This is a genomic window from Parasedimentitalea maritima, assembly GCF_005771405.1.
GTDB lineage: Bacteria > Pseudomonadota > Alphaproteobacteria > Rhodobacterales > Rhodobacteraceae > Parasedimentitalea > Parasedimentitalea maritima.
Window position 1 is genome coordinate 16,994 of record NZ_VAUA01000003.1, and the last position, 18,144, is coordinate 35,137.

General features: G+C 54.7%; 16 protein-coding genes. 9 read left to right on the top strand and 7 right to left on the bottom strand.

The window, feature by feature from the left end; translation table 11 throughout:
- The first annotated feature begins 30 nt into the window (after positions 1 to 30).
- From FEE96_RS06275 to FEE96_RS06290, 4 genes are all read left to right on the top strand, one after another.
- Positions 31 to 1,251, top strand: a complete 1,221-nt coding sequence (locus FEE96_RS06275) for a PAS domain-containing protein (RefSeq protein WP_138162178.1) — start codon at positions 31 to 33, stop codon at positions 1,249 to 1,251.
- 118 nt (positions 1,252 to 1,369) lie between these two features.
- A complete protein-coding gene (locus FEE96_RS06280) occupies positions 1,370 to 2,593 on the top strand; it encodes a PAS domain-containing protein (RefSeq protein WP_138162179.1) in 1,224 nt (407 codons plus the stop codon).
- 237 nt (positions 2,594 to 2,830) lie between these two features.
- A complete protein-coding gene (locus tag FEE96_RS06285; RefSeq protein WP_138162180.1) occupies positions 2,831 to 4,051 on the top strand; it encodes a PAS domain-containing protein in 1,221 nt (406 codons plus the stop codon).
- 78 nt (positions 4,052 to 4,129) lie between these two features.
- Positions 4,130 to 6,019: a monovalent cation:proton antiporter-2 (CPA2) family protein gene (locus FEE96_RS06290; protein WP_138162596.1), complete on the top strand. Its 1,890-nt coding sequence runs from the start codon at positions 4,130 to 4,132 to the stop codon at positions 6,017 to 6,019.
- A gap of 31 nt (positions 6,020 to 6,050) precedes the next feature.
- Here FEE96_RS06290 and cobT read toward each other — a convergent pair whose 3' ends face one another.
- Positions 6,051 to 7,067: a nicotinate-nucleotide--dimethylbenzimidazole phosphoribosyltransferase gene (gene cobT / locus FEE96_RS06295; protein WP_138162181.1), complete on the bottom strand. Its 1,017-nt coding sequence runs from the start codon at positions 7,065 to 7,067 to the stop codon at positions 6,051 to 6,053.
- A 99-nt stretch (positions 7,068 to 7,166) separates the two neighbouring features.
- Between cobT and cobS the strand changes: the two genes are divergently transcribed.
- Positions 7,167 to 7,916, top strand: coding sequence for an adenosylcobinamide-GDP ribazoletransferase (cobS, locus tag FEE96_RS06300; protein WP_138162182.1), 750 nt, complete (start codon positions 7,167 to 7,169; stop codon positions 7,914 to 7,916).
- Between the two features lie 34 nt (positions 7,917 to 7,950).
- On the opposite strand, the gene FEE96_RS06305 is transcribed toward cobS, so the two are convergent.
- The 6 genes from FEE96_RS06305 to FEE96_RS06330 form a co-directional block, all read right to left on the bottom strand.
- Positions 7,951 to 8,724, bottom strand: a complete 774-nt coding sequence (locus FEE96_RS06305; protein ID WP_138162183.1) for a potassium channel family protein — start codon at positions 8,722 to 8,724, stop codon at positions 7,951 to 7,953.
- A 124-nt stretch (positions 8,725 to 8,848) separates the two neighbouring features.
- Positions 8,849 to 9,370, bottom strand: a complete 522-nt coding sequence (locus FEE96_RS06310; RefSeq protein ID WP_138162184.1) for a CarD family transcriptional regulator — start codon at positions 9,368 to 9,370, stop codon at positions 8,849 to 8,851.
- Positions 9,371 to 9,690: 320 nt separating this feature from the next.
- The gene (fdxA, locus tag FEE96_RS06315) at positions 9,691 to 10,029 is read right to left on the bottom strand and encodes a ferredoxin FdxA (protein WP_138162185.1); all 339 of its coding nucleotides are present in this window, start codon (positions 10,027 to 10,029) and stop codon (positions 9,691 to 9,693) included.
- Between the two features lie 63 nt (positions 10,030 to 10,092).
- Positions 10,093 to 10,467, bottom strand: coding sequence for an RNA-binding S4 domain-containing protein (locus tag FEE96_RS06320; protein ID WP_138162186.1), 375 nt, complete (start codon positions 10,465 to 10,467; stop codon positions 10,093 to 10,095).
- A 4-nt stretch (positions 10,468 to 10,471) separates the two neighbouring features.
- Positions 10,472 to 13,372, bottom strand: a complete 2,901-nt coding sequence (locus FEE96_RS06325; protein ID WP_138162187.1) for a helicase-related protein — start codon at positions 13,370 to 13,372, stop codon at positions 10,472 to 10,474.
- A gap of 14 nt (positions 13,373 to 13,386) precedes the next feature.
- Positions 13,387 to 13,956 (bottom strand): tetratricopeptide repeat protein, encoded by a 570-nt coding sequence (locus FEE96_RS06330; RefSeq protein WP_138162188.1) that lies wholly within the window; start codon positions 13,954 to 13,956, stop codon positions 13,387 to 13,389.
- Between the two features lie 98 nt (positions 13,957 to 14,054).
- On the opposite strand from FEE96_RS06330, the gene FEE96_RS06335 reads away from it, so the two are divergent.
- The 4 genes from FEE96_RS06335 (at position 14,055) to FEE96_RS06350 (ending at position 18,098) form a co-directional block, all read left to right on the top strand.
- Positions 14,055 to 14,345 (top strand): SCP2 sterol-binding domain-containing protein, encoded by a 291-nt coding sequence (locus FEE96_RS06335; RefSeq protein ID WP_138162189.1) that lies wholly within the window; start codon positions 14,055 to 14,057, stop codon positions 14,343 to 14,345.
- On the top strand, positions 14,345 to 15,304 hold the full coding sequence (locus tag FEE96_RS06340) for an alpha/beta hydrolase (RefSeq protein WP_138162190.1): 960 nt from the start codon (positions 14,345 to 14,347) through the stop codon (positions 15,302 to 15,304). Before FEE96_RS06335 ends, FEE96_RS06340 begins: the two co-directional genes overlap by 1 nt.
- 165 nt (positions 15,305 to 15,469) lie before the next feature.
- Complete coding sequence (locus tag FEE96_RS06345; protein ID WP_138162191.1) at positions 15,470 to 15,991, top strand: DUF3291 domain-containing protein; 522 nt, start codon at positions 15,470 to 15,472, stop codon at positions 15,989 to 15,991.
- Positions 15,992 to 16,277: 286 nt separating this feature from the next.
- Positions 16,278 to 18,098 carry a M3 family oligoendopeptidase gene (locus tag FEE96_RS06350; protein ID WP_138162192.1) on the top strand — a complete coding sequence of 607 codons (1,821 nt, stop codon included), beginning with the start codon at positions 16,278 to 16,280 and terminating at the stop codon, positions 18,096 to 18,098.
- Positions 18,099 to 18,144 lie beyond the last annotated feature (46 nt).

The window sequence follows — 18,144 nt, forward strand, 5'->3', positions numbered from 1 at the left end:
TAACCAGTTAAAGTTGTATCGGAATCGCTTATGTCTTTTCATGACCGCCGTCAGGAAGCCCGCCCCACGTCTGGAGAAGCTCCCTTTGGACTAAATGAGGTGTTTTTCTCACGCACCGATGACCGTGGTATCATCCGCGCCTACAATTATGTGTTCCACCGTGTTGCGCATTACGAGGCCAAAGACCTTCTGGCCAAACCTCATAACATCATCCGCCACCCGGATATGCCGCGTGGTGTTTTTCATCTGTTCTGGGACACTCTCAAAAGTGGCCGCTTTATGGGGGCCTATGTCAAAAACAAAGCCAAGGATGGGCTACACTATTGGGTGTTTGCAGTGGTTGCCCACACAAGCGATGGCTACCTATCTGCACGCATCAAGCCCAGTAGCTCACTCTTCACGACCGTGATGTCTGAATACGACGCACTTCTTGAAGCAGAAAAAAAAGAGGAGCTGAGCCCAGAGGAGAGTGCCACGCGTCTTTTGGAGAGATTGAAGGCGCTCGGGTTTGACGATTACCATAGCTTCGCAGCCTACGCCCTTGCTGAGGAACTGACCGCTAGAGATGCGGGGTTGAGTGCGTTTCCAGACCCAAAAATTACCGAATTTCGCACCAAACTCGATCACGCAGACGAATTGGTGAAAGAAACCGAAGGTCTGGTACAAGAGTTCGAAGCGATGCGGACTATCCCACACAATCTTCGTGTCATCGCCTCACGCATTGAACCAGCTGGCGGGCCAGTAACTGTGTTGTCCCAAAATTATGGGACGATGTCGCGTGACATGTCTGATTGGTTTGCAACACATGTGCTGGGGGAAAACAGCAATTTTGCAGCCATCAAGGGCACCGTCAATAACAGCATGTTTGTCGAATGCATGGCCCGAATAATGATCGAATGCGACACCCAGCTACAAAAAGAAAAACGTGATATTGAGGGCATCAATATGCAACAGGAACGCAAGATCTTAGGGGATTTGGTCAAAAATCAGCGTAAAAGCGCGCGCGACGGATTGGCGAACGTAAATTTCGAAGCCGACCGCATTCTAACTGCCTGCAATGTGATGCATCGCCACTTCCTTGGGCTTAGTTCAACCCGCGTATTGTGTAAAATTGAAAGTGCTCGACTACCCACAGAAGGCGAAGCACTGACTGCAATCATCGATCAGCTTGGGATCTTTCAAGCACGAATTTCATCGCAATTAGAACGCATTGCCCATCTTAGCACTGCAATTCAGGCCTCAGATCATTAGCGTCCAGCGGGCGACAAGTCAGTTTTTGTCGCTCGCAATGAATACCAAGCATTAATTCTCCAAAAAGATTCAGTTGTTAGGAACAGGTAGTGCCTTTTAACAACTCCGGAATCGCAACGTGTCATTTGTAGATCGCAAAATCGAAGTCCGCCCTTCCCGTGGCGATGCCCCATTTAAACTTGAGGAAGTCTTTTTCTCTCGTACAGATGAACGTGGCGTTATCGAGTCCGGGAATTCAGTTTTCAGCCGTGTAGCCCACTATGATTGGGACGAACTACATGGCGCGCCACATAAACTGATCCGTCATCCAGACATGCCGAAAGGTGTGTTTTGGCTCTTATGGGACCGCTTGAAACGCGGCGAGTCCATTGGTGCCTATGTCAAAAACCAGGCCAAGGATGGGTTGTCATACTGGGTATTTGCAGTCGTAACACCCTGTGAGGGCGGTTATCTATCTGCACGCATAAAACCCACCAGCGAACTGTTTGCCACAGTCGAGGCTGAGTACGCCAAACTTCTTACTGCTGAGGCCGAAGAAGGGCTGAGCCCTGAGGACAGCGCAAAACGGTTGCTGGAGCGTCTGACCGAACTGGGGTTTGATGAGTATGAAAAACTGTCGACCCATGCGTTGAGTCAAGAGTTGGTTGCACGTGATACCGGGCTGGGCAATCCGCCCAACCTGAAAATCAAAAAATTTCACAGCATGCTCGAAAGTGCTGAAGAGCTGACCCAGGAAACCGAATCCCTGGTTCAGGAATTTGAAGCGATGCGCACCATCCCGCACAATCTTCGCGTCATTGCATCGCGGATCGAACCGGCCGGCGGCCCCGTTACCGTGCTGTCACAGAACTACGGCACCATGTCGCGCGACATGTCTGAATGGTTTGAGAAACATGTGCTTGGTGAAAATAGTAACTTCTCTGCCATCAAGAGCACTGTTAATCTGAGTATGTTTGCCGAATGTCTGGCCTCTATCCTCAGGGATTGCGACAAACAGCTTTCGACAGAACAAAACGACCATGGCCATATTGATCTTGAAAGAGAACACGAATTGCTTGCCAGCCTTATTTCCCGGCAGGCAGACAAGGCTGAGACTGGCCTGCGTGATGTCAGCATTGAAGCCGACCGCATCCTGAACGCCTGCACTGTCATGCACCGACATTTTCTAGGGCTCAGTTCTACCCGCGTGCTGTGTAAGATCGAAAGTGCGCGTTTGTCGCGAGACGGCGAAACCCTGACCACAATCATTGACCAACTTGGTGTGTTTCAGGCTCGCATTTCGGCGCAACTTGACCGTATCGGACAGTTGAGCACCGCAATTCGGGCCTCTGAAAACGACTGACAACCGTTGCGGCGCACACCTGCGGAAAAACCCTGCTGCATTTATCCGAATGCAGCAGGGTTTTACTTTTTAGGTTCGGTACAAAAGGCTTAACAATGTGTTCCCATCAAAATTCCCACTCATTGAGTGCGGGGAAATAGTGTCGCACCCAAGGCGAAGACACCTGACAGTTAATCTCTCAAAAAGGACCCCAAGATAGAAGGGAGGAGGAACAAGTAACAATACCGGAATACCAAAGTGTCGTACATCGAACGCCGTATCGATACCCGCCCTGTGCGTGGTGAAGCCCAGTTCAAGTTGAAAGAAGTCTTCTTCTCTCGCACTGATGACCGTGGCGTCATTCAGGCTGGCAACCACATATTTGCAGAGGTTTCAAACTATCCTTGGTCAGAACTGCACGGTGCCCCCCACAAACTGATCCGCCATCCAGATATGCCCAAGGGTGTCTTCTGGCTGTTCTGGGACACACTAAAACGTGGCAAAAGCATCGGTGCCTACGTTAAAAACCAAACCAAAGACGGGTTGTATTATTGGGTGTTCTCCATGGCCATGCCCTGTGAAGGCGGCTATCTGTCGGCGCGGATCAAACCCACCAGTTCGACGTTTGCCATTATTGAGGAAGAATACGCCACCCTGCTCAAAGCCGAGCAGGTAGAAAACCTCAGCCCGGAAGACAGCGCAAAACGGTTGCTGGCTCGGCTAAACGAATTGGGATTCCCTGATTACCCAACATTTGCGGCTCACGCTTTAAGCCAGGAACTGATCGCGCGCGATACAGGTCTGAACAGAAAGCCTGACCAAGGCATCAGCGACTCGCTCTCAATGCTATCAAACGCCGAGGAGTTGACCCAGGAAACTGACGCACTGGTGCAAGAGTTTGAAGCGATGCGTACCATCCCGCACAATCTGCGTGTCATTGCGTCCCGCATCGAACCTGCCGGTGGCCCCGTGACAGTCCTGTCGCAGAACTATGGCACCATGTCCCGCGAGATGTCGGAATGGTTTGAACGCAATGTCTTGGGTGAAAACAGTAACTTCTCAGTCATCAAAGGTACAATTAGCCATAGTATGTTTGTCCAATGTGTCGCGCGCATTCTCGAAGAATGTGACAGCCACATTAAGACGGAACGCCGATCAATGGATGGGGTTGATATGGATCGCGAGCGCGCGGTTCTCGGAAAATTGATTGCCCGCCAAAATCTTCAGGCCGACGATGGCTTGAAAGAAGTGAGCGTCGAGGCACAGCGGATCCTTTCAGCCTGCGAAGTTATGCACCGCCATTTCCTGGGTCTCAGCTCAACCCGCGTGCTCTGCAAAATTGAGAGCGCAAGGCTTTCCACCGAAGGGGATGCGCTTACTGCCATCATCGATCAGCTTGGCGTGTTTCAGGAGCGCATATCGGCGCAGCTCGGCCATATCGCCCAATTAAGCACCGAAATCCGCGCACGCGACCACTAGACCTTTTGCCATCCAGGATTGGCAATCTTGGATGGCAAGCCCATTGCCAATGCCACTGGGCCTTGCGATACCAACAACATGGAAACCTTTCTTTACCAAGCCTCTGTTTACCTTGCAGCGGCGGTGATTGCCGTCCCAATCGCCGCACGCCTTGGGTTGGGATCTGTATTGGGCTATCTGGCCGCCGGGATCATCATCGGCCCTGTTCTTGGGCTGGTTGGCTCGGAAACGCGCGACCTGCAGCACTTTGCTGAATTTGGCGTGGTCATGATGTTGTTTCTGATCGGTCTGGAGTTGGAGCCACGCGCACTTTGGGCTATGCGGCACAAACTGATAGGTTTGGGCGGGCTGCAAGTTCTGCTCAGCACACTGGCGTTGATGGCGGCGGCCATGGTTGCAGGCGAGACCTGGCAGGTTGCACTCGCAATCGGCTTGGCCCTTTCCCTGTCTTCGACAGCTATCGTGCTGCAAACCCTGTCAGAAAAGGGGTTGATGCAGACTGGTGGTGGCCGGGCTAGCTTCTCTGTGCTGCTGACGCAGGACATCGCAGTCATCCCTATTCTGGCCTTCTTACCATTGCTTGCCGTGAAATCGGTTCTGCAAATCAATGAAGACGGATCAATTAAGCGCGCAGCAAGCGTCGTGACAGACCATGCCTCCGGTCACGGCCCCGGACTGTCACTGGTTGATGGCCTGCCCGGATGGGCCGTTACATTGGTCACCCTCGGCGCGATTGGAATGATAGTGCTGGCGGGCATCTATCTGACCCGCCCGGTTTTTCGCTACATCCACGCCGCCAACCTGCGCGAAATGTACACCGCGCTGGCCCTGCTGATTGTTGTGGGCATCTCATTTCTGATGACTCTGGTCGGGCTTTCCCCTGCCCTTGGCGCTTTCTTGGCGGGCGTTGTACTGGCCAACTCTGAATTTCGGCATGAACTGGAAAGCGATTTAACACCCTTCAAGGGCTTGTTGCTGGGGCTTTTCTTTATCACCGTGGGCGCAGGCATAAACTACCAGCTGTTTTTGGCCGACCCCGGTGATTTGATCGGATTGGCACTGCTGGTGATCCTGGCCAAGGGCACGATTTTGTACTTCGTAGGCCGCGCCTTCGGCCTGAAGCGACGCAATCGCTGGCTGTTCACGCTGGGGTTGGCCCAGGCTGGCGAATTTGGATTTGTACTGTTGTCCTTCTCACGGCAACTCGACGTCATCCCACCTGCGCTGACAGAAAAGCTATTGCTGATCGTCGCCTTATCGATGCTGATCACGCCCCTTCTGTTCATCACCTACGATATTCTCTCCAAACGGCTTGGAGAGGCAAAAACTGAGCAAGAGCCAGATGAGATCGACGAAGAAGGCCCCGTCATCATCGCTGGCATCGGCCGCTTTGGTCAGATCGTCAACCGACTGGTCAGCGCCAGTGGCATCAAAACCGTGGTGCTGGACTACGATATGAAGGCCATCCAGTTGATGCGGCGCTATGGGGTCAAAGGCTTCCTTGGTGATCCAACCCGTCCTGAACTGCTCAAAGCCGCAGGTCTGGCCAAGGCGCGGGTACTGGTGGTGGCGCTGGATGATCCCAAGAAGACGATCCAGATGATCAGTCAGGTGCGCAAGGTTAGGCCCGACTTACATATCATCGCCCGCGCCCGTGATCGCACCCATGTGTTCGAGCTTTACCAGGCAGGCGCCAATGACATCGTGCGCGAGGTATTCGACAGTTCCCTGCGCGCAGGGCGCTATGTACTGGAGAACATCGGTCTCAGTGAATACGAGGCTGCACAGGCTGAACAGACCTTCTATGCCCATGACCGGATGACTGTCCGCGATCTTGCCGACTACTGGAAGCCCGGCGTCCCATCCAGTCTGAACAAAGCCTATATCGCCCGTGCGCGAGAGTTAGAGAAAGATCTGGAAACAGCTCTGCTTGAACTGGCCGAGCTGAAGGATCAGAAACAGGTGTAGCAGCGCCTGTTTCTGAATTTGGAAACGGCAATCAACCGTCGGTGACACCAGCTTCGGCAAAGGTTGCCATACCGCTATGGCAGGCCACTGCGCCCTTCAGGATCTGAATAGCCAATGCCGCGCCTGATCCTTCGCCAAGCCGTAACCCCAGCGACAGCAGTGGCTCTTTCCCCAGTTTGGCCAGAAGCACAGGATGCGCGCCCTCTGCGCTCTGATGGCCCGCGACACAGTGATCCAACGCACCATCTGAACTTTGCGCCAGACAGGCCGCAGCCGCACAGCAAATGAACCCATCCAGAATGACCGGGATACGCAACATGCGCGCAGCCGCAATTGCGCCTGCCATGGCGGCGATTTCACGCCCCCCCAGACACCCCAGCGCATCCACGCCATCTTTGATTGCGCCCTGATGTAAGGCGACGCCTTCAGCCACCACACGGGTTTTGTTCGCCAGACCAGCATCGTCAACGCCGGTGCCACGACCGGTCCAGTCAGCTGCCTCGCCGCCAAACAACACACAAGCCAGTGCCGCCGCGGGGGTAGTGTTACCAATGCCCATCTCGCCAACCACCAACAGATCGGCGTTTGGATCAACCAATCCCCACCCGGCCTGCAGGGCTGCCAACAAGTCGGCGTCCTCCATTGCAACACCTTTGGTGAAGTCCCCGGTTGGTCTGTCTAGGTCCAGCGCCTGAACATCCATCCGTGCTCCGGCCAGTTTGGCCAACTGATTGATCGCTGCCCCACCGTGTTCAAAGTTGATCACCATCTGCGCGGTGACCTCAGCCGGGAACGCAGAAACGCCCTGAGCCGTGACGCCATGATTGCCGGCAAAAATAATCACTTGCGGTTTTTCGATACTTGGACGCCCTGTTCCGCGCCAACCACCATACCAGATTGCCAGATCCTCTAACCGCGCCAGCGCTCCGGGCGGTTTGGTCAATTGGCCGTTGCGTTCAGCCGCAGCAGCCTGCGCCGCTGGGTCAGCGGCTGGCGCCTGGGCAAGCAGGGAACGGAAGTGATCAAGATCGGTCAGCTCTGGTAGCATAAAATGCCTCGTTGCATCAAAGGGGGGGACGCGGGTATTGCGGATGCAGACTGTTTAACCCCTGCACACCATACCGCAAGTCCCGCAAGAGGCCCGCAAATGCGAAAAAACGACATCATCCGGGATATTGCACTGGCCCTGGTTCTCCTGACCCGCTTACCGCTCCCCAAGTTGCCCGAACCCTGGTTTCAGCGGCAGGCTCAGGCCGTATGGGCCTTTCCACTGGCCGGGCTGGCCATCACCCTACCCGCCTGCGCCACAGCTTCGTTAGCCCTCTGGTTGGGCTTGCCTGCGCCTGCCGCTGCCGGACTGTTGCTGGTTGTCCAAATTGTTTTAACCGGAGCGATGCACGAAGACGGGTTGGCCGACACAGCTGATGGGTTTTGGGGCGGCTTCACAACGGAACGCCGGTTAGAGATCATGAAGGACAGCCAGATTGGCACCTATGGTGTACTGGCGCTGATCATGTCACTTGGGCTGCGTTGGCTGGCCCTGTCTGCACTGCTACCCATGGGCGGCATTTGGCCAGTTCTGGCCTTATCCCTACTCAGCCGCGCAACGATGCCGGTTCTGATGGTCGCTTTGCCGAACGCCCGCAAAAACGGGCTCTCCCAATCCGTGGGACGCCCTGAAGTATTTCCCTGCATCATAGGCATCTCACTGGCCGTTTTTCTTTCGGCACTGATGATTGGCAGCATCACAATCGCGATTTTTGCGATGCTCTCAGCAACCACTGTTGGCCTTGCCATTCTGGCCCGCAGGAAAATTGGCGGCCAAACAGGGGACGTGCTGGGCACCAGCCAACAACTCGCTGAACTCTCAGGATTGCTCCTGCTGCTGGTTCTCTAGCTGCTTTGGATTGTGTTGCTCAAATTGACAACGACTATTCCACACCCAGCGTGCGGATCTTGACCAGACTGCCACAATGCTTGCAATGCACCGCATCAAGGTCATGGCGCATAAGGCCGCAATCCTTACAGGTGTGTTTCACCTTTTGAGGGTGAAACAGCGTCTGCGCCAACCGAACAAAAAGCGCGACACCAACGGCCATGATAAAGACTGAAAACAGCTTACCAACCGCAGTATCCAGCGTCACATCCCCATAGCCAGTGGTCGTCAGTGTCGCCACAGTAAAATACAGCGCATCAATGTAGGGCGTCGGCGTGCTTGTGCTGTCGATAAAGAAGACCAACACGGCCGTGGCCGTCACAAAAACAAACACGAACAAATTGATAGCGGCGATCACCGCGTCTTCATGGGCACTGAAGAACCGGCTGTCACGACGCAAATCGCGGACCAAATGATAGGAATGGATAAGCCTGAGCAACCGCAGGATACGCAGAAATGCCAAGTTCCCAGCCAAAAACGGATCCAACAGCAACGACAACACGACCAAGACATCAGCGATCGAATAGATCCGCTTCAACAGAGCCCAGGGGTCCGGGTCGATCCACAATCGCGCAGCTAGGTCTACGGCAATGACCACCCCGACCAGAGCACTTAGCCCGACAAGACCCAAACCATGTTCAATATGTGAAGTTGCAATAAAAAACAGGATGGTAACGACATCAAACGCGATCAGCCCATAACGAAACCGAACTGCGGCATGGGACCGGCCTCGATATAGAACTCGCAGCTTTTTCTTGAGCTTCACCATCAGCGCTCCGGTTTTCCAACGTCCTCTAAGGGTGATATGTTATGGCGTCACAAAAGACAGGGCCAGATACAAAAAGGGCCACACCACGCGGCACGGCCCTTTTTAGAACTAAAGTAGCAGTTTATCAGGCTGCAGCAGCGGGTGCACGGGATGCCAGTACATCACCAACCTGTTTGGCGGCGAGGATCTCGTCACCACCAGCAACAGCGGCCACTTCGCGCGTTAGCCGTTCCAGTGCAGCCTCATACAGCTGACGTTCGGAATAGCTTTGCTCGCGCTGATCATCGGTACGGTGCAGGTCGCGGACCACTTCGGCAATGGCGATCAGATCACCCGAGTTGATTTTTTGCTCATATTCCTGAGCCCGGCGAGACCACATAGCACGTTTAACCTTGGCCTTACCTTTCAGGGTCTTCATCGCATGTGCGATCACATCAGGCGAGCTCAGCGAGCGCATACCCACTTCGACTGCTTTGTTGGTTGGCACCCGCAGTGTCATCTTGTCCTTTTCAAAGGTGATCACGAACAGCTCCAGCGCAAAGCCGGCTACTTCCTGCTCTTCGACTGAGATGATTTGGCCAACGCCATGGGCCGGGTAGACCACAAACTCATTCGGGCGGAAGTCGAGCTTCTTCGATTTACTCATTCAGATCTTTCCTTACTATCAATCGGCCGCACGGGCCAAAAACCGATCACACCAAACACTCAATCTGGACGGGCCACATATTGTGACCTGAGAACCCAGATTATGACGTGGTAAAACCAACCAGATGTGCACAAGAAAAGGCGCACGATCGGGATGAAGACCGGTCGGTGAGTATATTTGCCCCATCAGTATAGCACAAAAAACGCCCTACCAAAAGCCAAGCACCAGCAAAGGATGGTGAAAACTTGTATCTTCAGCGCTGCTATACGCTTTCTGACAGCTCATCAGCACAAAGCAGAGCGAATCGGTAGGGGTGAGCTTTAGCCGCCCTCGCCGGGCGCTTCGGAGAAATACTTCTCCAACTTACCGGTTTCACCGTCTTTTTCTTCGGCACCAGGCATGGGGTCTTTTTTGGAGATGATCACCGGCCACAATTCGGCATACTTGCGGTTAAACTCGACCCATTTGTCCATGTCTGGCTCTGTGTCAGGGCGGATTGCATCAGCCGGGCACTCCGGCTCGCAAACACCACAATCGATACATTCATCAGGATGAATCACTAGAAAGTTTTCGCCTTCGTAAAAACAATCCACCGGACATACCTCGACACAGTCGGTGTATTTGCAGGCGATACAGTTATCCGTAACGATGTAGGTCATGAAGCTCGGTCCCGAATGTCGATTGTCGCCTAGCTAAATCAGAGCCGCCGACACTGCAAGATGTCAATACACGTCATGTTTGCGGCTAAGATCAAGTGCGCGGCGATCTTTCTTACCAGGCCGACCTTTTCCCTCAAAGCTGGGGTTGCGCGGAACATCCGTTCGCTTTTCAGTCATATCAAAGTACAATGCCTGAGCCTCAGGGGCAGGTCCACGTCGCGTGCCGATGGCCTGAACGCGAACCACCCGAACCTGCCTCCCCTGAGTAAAGGTTAGCACATCGTCCGGCGCAACCATCTGCGCCGGCTTAGAGATTTTAGTGCCGTTGAGGCGAACATGACCCGCACTGATCTGTTTACTGGCCAGGCTACGGGTCTTGAAGAACCGCGCCTGCCACAGCCATTTATCAATTCGGATCTTAAGCGCCGCGTCCGACATCAGATCACTTGCCCTGCTTCAGCCCCATCAGCGCTGCCGCAAAGGGGTTGTCAGGATCGATCTTCTTTTCCGGCTTCGGAGGACGTGATGAGAAAGTTTTAGCGTTCTGCTGAGAACGCGCGCCCTTCTTGCCACCTTTGCCCTGCGGTTTGCCACCACGACCTTTACCCTGAGGTTTACCACCGCGACCTGCACCACCACCTTCATTCTGTTCACGGCGCTGGCCACGTTGACCACCCCCCTGACGATTGGTGCGACCCCAGGTGAAGGTAAAGAACTGTTCCATTTCAGGTGCAGCTTCAGCTACGTCTGAAACTACGGGTTCAACAGCTTCAATATTGGCAGCTTCTTCTGCTGCGACATCGGCTTTCGGGGCCTCGGCTGCCACCTCGGTGGTCTCAGTTGCCTCGGCTGGCGCCTCGGCGGTTGCGGCAGTTTCCGCAGATGGTGACTGTTCGCCATCCGTATTCACTACAGCTGCATCGTCAGAGCCACTGGCCGCTACAGGTTCGGGTGCAGCTACGGCTTTCACTTTTGCCCGCTCACCTTTTTCAGCCTTATAGCCCAGACCAGTCATCAGATCTGCAAACTGTTCCAGCGTCATACCGGTGATCGACAGCATATCCGCCTTGGCCTCAAATCCACCACGGCTGTCTTCGCCACGCAGCATGTCCGCCAGACGTTCCAGCATGTCGATACGAATCGAGCGCTCACCCGCAGCACGGTAGCCACACATGGTATCATAGCCCTTGGGCGCGTTGGCCGGCGTAGGCACAGTGACCAATCCCGGAGGCGGTGCCTCGGGAAATTCCTGCAAGCCCTGCGCCAGCGACCACAAAACCAGGCGCAGACGCGTCGGTGCGGGCTTTAGCAACAGGGGCATGAAAATGGTGAACTGGCCAAACCGAATGCCGTGCTTGCGCAGAGCGCCACGCGATTCCTGGTCCAGGTCCTTGACCTCTTGTGCAACTTCAGCACGCGGCAGGATGCCCAAACCTTCGACCATGCGAAAGGCGAAGCCCCGCGCCAGACCAGTCAGTTCAGCGTCGTTCTGCAGGTTTTGCAGTGGTTCGAACAGGGCTGCAACCTTGCGGCTGATGAAATGTTGCAACCGGCGTTCAACTTTTTGGGCCACATCAGCGCCCGCAGCATCGTCCACAAAAACAGTAATTGTCGGGTTCAATGGGTCGGCGCCAGCAGTCAATTTGCCAACAGCATGTTCGCCCCACATCAATCCCCCCTGTTCGGTAAAATCAATTTCGGTATCGGGTGCATTATAAAAGCGGTCCGCGCGCAGATGGAACTGCGGCGCCAAAGCCTGCATCGAGGCGGTTTTCAAGGCTTTTGCCTCGGCCCCCTGTGCGCTTTTGTCCGGTGAGAACCGGAACCCTTCCAGCCGACCAACGAATTCACCTTCGACGGTCACGTCACCTTTATCATTCACTTCGGCCAAGAGGGCCTCCTTCTGTTTGAGCCGGCGCAAAAGCACGGATGTGCGCCGGTCCACAAATCGCTGAGTCAGACGCTCGTGCAATGCGTCCGACAATCTGTCTTCTACAGCGCGGGTTTGCCCACGCCAATGACTTTCGTCACGAAGCCATCCTTTCCTTTGTGAAACATAAGTCCACGTACGAATAAAGGCCAACCGCTTGGACAAAGTATCGATATTGCCGTCGGTGCGGTCAATCAATTTGATCTGCCGGGCCACCCAGTCATCCGGGATCGCACCTCGTTCGACCAAATGATCAAAAATAAGCCCTAAAAGATTGGTGTGTTCGGCATGTGACACCCCTCGAAAATCGGGTATTCTGCAAACATCCCAGAGCAGCTTAACACCGGGTCCAGAGCGGGCACGGGCTGTAACCAGCGGGTCTTGCGACAACATTTTCAACGTGCGCAGGTCGTCTGCCTCACGCGCCTTGACCAAATGCTCACCTGTCGGACTGACTTCCAATGAGCGGATAAGCGCCTCTGGCGTGCCAAATTGCAGATTCGCCGAGCGCCAGTTCAGCTTTTTAAGCGGATCAAACTGGTGATCCATGATCGAACCTGCAACCTGATCGTCCAGGGGGCGCGCGTCTCCGGTAACACCAAAGCTCCCATGGCTCATCCCGCGCCCAGCACGACCTGCGATCTGAGCCAACTCATTTGGCGCCAGTGGGCGCATGCGCTGGCCATCAAATTTGATCACCGAAGAAAAGGCAACGTGGTCGATATCGAGGTTCAGCCCCATGCCAATGGCATCGGTGGCGACGAGGTAGTCAACTTCGCCGTTCTGATACATTTCAACCTGCGCATTACGGGTGCGCGGACTGAGCGCCCCCATCACCACCGCTGCGCCGCCTTTTTGACGACGGATCAACTCGGCAATGGCATAAACATTATCCACCGAAAACCCAACAACGGCGCTGCGTGGCGGCATTCGGCTTATCTTTTTGGAGCCAGAGTACACCAATTGGGACATACGCTCGCGGTGCATAAACTGCACGTCGGGCACCAGCGCCGCTATAGGGCCACGCATCGTGTCCGAGCCCATAAACAACGTCTCGTTCAATCCTCTGGCCCGCAACAGCCGGTTGGTAAAGACATGGCCCCGCTCTGGATCAGCGCACAACTGGATCTCGTCAATGGCGAGAAAATCGCACCCCATGCCTTCGGGCATCGATTCGACGGTGCAGACCCAGTACTTTGTACGCGGTGGCACAATCCGTTCTTCACCCGTCAGCAATGCCACCACCGAAGGGCCTCGAATCGCGACAATTTTGTCATAGACCTCGCGCGCCAGCAGCCGCAACGGCAAGCCGATCACCCCGGTGCGGTGCCCCAACATACGTTCGATCGCGTAATGAGTTTTGCCAGTGTTGGTCGGGCCTAGGACGGCCACAACCCGAGATGCGCTCGTCATTGCATCAGCCCTAATTACAGTTCTTCGCCCACAATTGCAGGCTTTAGTCGTTCCAGCGCACTGGTTACGTCACCGTGATGCGGATGTATAGCCTGAGCGCGCAGATAGGACTGATAGGCCCGCTCCGGGTCGCGAAAATGTTCGAACACATTGCCCAGCGCGAAAATTGCGTTGTAGTCATTTGGGTTCAAAAACAACGCCCGCTCCAGATCCGCTACCGCTGGGCCGTATCGTTCGGTCAGGTAGTAGACACGCGCACGCTGATACCAGCCAAAGGCAAAATTCGGCGCATGATCGGTCAGCGCAGTCAGATGTTCGACCGCCTGTTTCATATCGCCACGTTCAATCGCGTCCAGACTGCGTTTCAGCAACAGATCCATCGCCGCCGAACCACTATTCCCCCACAACGCCTGCAACTGCCGGTCTAATGCAAGTGCCGCAGCCGAATCTGCCTCGGCAAGCGCCTCCAGTAAGGCGGACTCATCGGTAGAATCCTGTGCATTTGCCGTAAAAGGCGAGAAAAAAGTGACTGTCAGCAGCGTTGCCGCCACGATAGCTTTGAGGTTCAGAGATTTTAAGACCATGATACAAGCCAGTGTAACGACGCTTGCCACGAATTCTAGTGCTGACGGAACCGCCGTCACATAGACGTGTAAGTGCAGATCAGAATTAAGGACACAAGATGAGCGATATACTTGCCAAGGCTGCAGATGCGCTAAACGACAAGTTTACTGGTGGAGAATTCGACGCCTCGGCAAAATTTGAAATCAATGGGTTGGGTGCCATCGTCATAGATAGCTCCGGTGCACGGGTCAGCGATGACGAGGCTGACGTAACACTTTCAGCTGATGCGGAAACATTTGAGGACATCCTCAGCGGCGAACTGAACCCCACCAGCGCCTTTATGTCCGGCAAGCTCAGCATTGATGGTGACATGGGTACAGCCATGAAACTTGCGGCGGTTCTGGCCTAATGGACGCGCGCCCGATGGATCTGCAGCCCGCCCCGTTCTTTGCCGATATCGCCAAAGGACCGGCTGGTGGCCAGGCCCATTGGGTGACCACCAGCGATGGCCTGCGCATCCGTGTAGGCCATTGGCAGGCAAAGACTGCGACCAAGGGTACCGTTTTGTTGTTCCCGGGACGCACCGAATACATCGAAAAATACGGGCCAGCTGCCGCAGATCTGGCTGAGCGTGGCTATGCCACCGTAACTGTTGACTGGCGTGGTCAAGGTTTGGCCGACCGGATGCTGCCCGAACGCCAGTTGGGGCACATTGATCACTTTCCCAACTTCCAAAAGGATGTCGCCGCAACCCTGGATCTAACCGACAGGCTTGCCCTGCCAAAACCCTATTTCCTGATCGGCCACTCAATGGGTGGCGCAATCGGTTTGCGCGCTTTGATAAAGGGGCTGCCGGTAAATGCCTGTATCTTCACCGGACCAATGTGGGGTATCCATATCTCCCCTGTGATGCGCCCAATAGGTAAACTCATGGGGAAAATCGGCCCCGCAATTGGGCTGGGAGGGAAACTTGTTCCAACCATGGGGCTGCAAAACTATGTGCTGGCCAATCCGTTTGAAGGCAACACTCTGACCAACGATCCGGAAACATATCAGTTCATGCACGATCAAATGACTGCACAGCCAGATCTCGTACTTGGTGGCCCAACCATCAGTTGGCTGGGCGAAGGACTAAAGGACTGCACAGAACTTGCCGCAATGGCTTCACCTGCCCTGCCCTGCATCACCTTTTTGGGAGCGCAGGAACAGATTGTCGACTGTCCTGCTGTGCATGACCGCATGGCGCGTTGGCCGGGCGGCGAATTGGTTCTGTTAGACGATGTGCAGCACGAGGTCATGATGGAAACACCCGCTGTCCGAAAAGCGGTGTTTGACCAGATGTGCAGTCTCTTTGACCAATACCGCTAGCTGGCATCTACATCCGTTCAGCAATGCCTTTGTTGTTCAACGCGTCCGCCAATCGTTGGTGAACACCCAATGTTTTATAAACATCTCTTTGCGTTCAAATCATTGACAGGTGAACTCCGATCGCGGGAAATAGGCATGACATTTTAGAGAGTATTTTTTACATTCATGCGACTTGCACTTTACACATTTGGGATGTTCATCCGCCCTTCCGAAGACCCGGAAAATGATGGGTTTCATGCCTTAAATGACCCCGTATTTGAAACACTTGATCACGCCAGTGGATTGATCGCCCGATCTGGATACGCGTCCGATCCCGGTCCCGAACCCTGGGGACAAGAGGTTTATCCGAAGTTCGACGAGGAGCGAGGCGATGGGTTTTCGCCAGCCACTTTATCGCTTTGGACTGATTTGGAATCTTTATCCAGCTTCACCTATTTTGGCTTGCACGCAACGGCTTTGGCTCGTGGTCGCGAGTGGTTTGAAACTCCAAGATGGCCACCGCTTGTATTGTGGTGGCACAAAGGTGGCGAATACCCGCAATGGGTTGATGGTGTGGCAAAACTTGAATACCTGCACGAACACGGATCATCGCCCGCGGCTTTCACATTCAAAACCCCATTTGATCCTGACGGCACTCCCACCAAACTCGACAAGAAAAAGGTTCAGCGGGCGCAGGCTAAGGCGTAAGAAATCAACTAAAACCGCTTGCGGACTTGCGTGTTCAGTGCAGCTGAACACGCTCAAAACCAGTGCCCAACAGTACATGAGCAGTGGTAAATTCCCTCTTGTCTTTGCACAGCAGCTTTCGTGCGAAGAGCCTCATCTCGTGAGCTTGGAACAGATTGAATTACCGCCTTCAGTCCAAAACCTTGGCTAGCCTTATGAAAGTGGCATTTTCTAGCTGTTGCTCCGGCTTGTGATCCGCCCGCGCGCAACTTAGATGTTTTGCGAACACAAGACATCGAGGTGACACATGTTTCAACTTCCCTTCCCCGTCCGCGACGCCAATGCCGCCTCTGGATCCGACCAATTCGGCGACCTTCCCGAATGGGACCTGACCGATCTCTATGCCAGCGAAGACGCCCCAGAACTGAAGCGGGATCTGGAATGGCTGGAAAATGAATGTGCCGCCTTTGCTAAGGATTACGAAGGCAAACTGGCAGATCAAGACGCTGCTGGCCTGTTGAACTGCGTGCTGCGTAACGAAAAAATCAACGGCATCGCTGGCCGCATCATGTCCTATGCCGGGCTGCGCTATTATCAGCTGACCACAGATGCCGACCGCGCCAAATTCATGTCCGACATGCAAGAGTCCATCACGGTTTTCACCACACCGCTGGTGTTCTTCACGCTGGAAATCAACCGCATTGACGACGCTGTGCTTGCTGCTCATTTCGACGCCAACACTGATCTGGCCCGCTACAAACCTGTATTCGATCGCATCCGCGCGATGAAACCCTATCAGCTGTCCGACGAGCTGGAAAAGTTCCTGCACGATCTGGGTGTGGTCGGCGACGCATGGGAACGGCTGTTTGATGAAACCATCGCCGGCCTCACCTTTACCATCGACGGTGAAGAGCTGAACATCGAAGGCACCCTGAACTTCCTGACAGAACAGGACCGCTCCAAACGCGAAGCTGCCAGCCGCGAGTTGGCGAGGGTGTTTCAGGACAACATCAAGATCTTTGCCCGCGTTCATAATACTCAAGCTAAAGAAAAAGAAATCATCGATCGCTGGCGCGAGATGCCCAGTGCCCAGATGGGTCGCCACCTGTCCAACGATGTAGAGCCCGAAGTGGTCGAAGCCCTGCGCAGTGCCGTTGTTGCCGCCTACCCCAAGCTGTCGCACCGCTATTACGACCTGAAACGCAAATGGCTGGGCTTAGACCGCATGCAGGTCTGGGACCGCAACGCGCCGCTGCCAATGGAAGACACCCGCACCGTCAGCTGGGCCGAAGCCGAACAGACGGTCATGGAGGCCTATACCGCCTTTGATCCGCGCATGGGCAAATTGACCAAGCCCTTCTTTTCCAAGGGCTGGATCGACGCAGGCGTCAAACCCGGCAAAGCCCCGGGCGCCTTTGCCCACCCCACCGTCACCGACGTGCACCCCTATGTGATGCTGAACTATCTGGGCAAACCCCGCGATGTAATGACCCTGGCGCATGAACTCGGCCACGGGGTGCATCAGGTGCTGGCCGCTGATCAGGGCGAAATGCTGTCATCGACCCCGCTGACCCTAGCCGAAACGGCTAGCGTTTTTGGTGAAATGCTCACCTTCCGAAAGATGCTGGACAAGGCCGAAACCAAAGAGCAGCGCAAAATTCTGCTGGCGGGCAAGGTCGAGGACATGATCAACACCGTGGTCCGCCAGATCGCGTTCTACGATTTTGAGTGCAAATTACACGCCGCCCGCGCCGAAGGTGAACTGACCCCAGACGACATCAACGCCTTGTGGATGTCAGTTCAGGCTGAAAGCCTTGGCGAGTGTTTTGACTTCATGGAAGGCTATGAAACCTTCTGGGCCTATATCCCGCACTTCGTCCACTCGCCCTTTTACGTCTACGCCTATGCCTTTGGCGACGGCCTGGTGAACGCGCTCTACTCGGTCTACGCCGAGGGCGACGAGGGTTTCGAGGACAAGTATTTCGACATGCTCAAAGCCGGTGGATCTAAGCACCACAAAGAACTGCTGGCCCCATTTGGGCTGGACGCCTCAGACCCGAAATTCTGGGACAAAGGCCTGTCAATGATTTCCGGCTTCATTGATGAGCTGGAAGCGATGGAAGATTAAGATCTTTCTTGCCCCTTTTAGGCCCGGCGGTTCCGCCGGGCCGCGC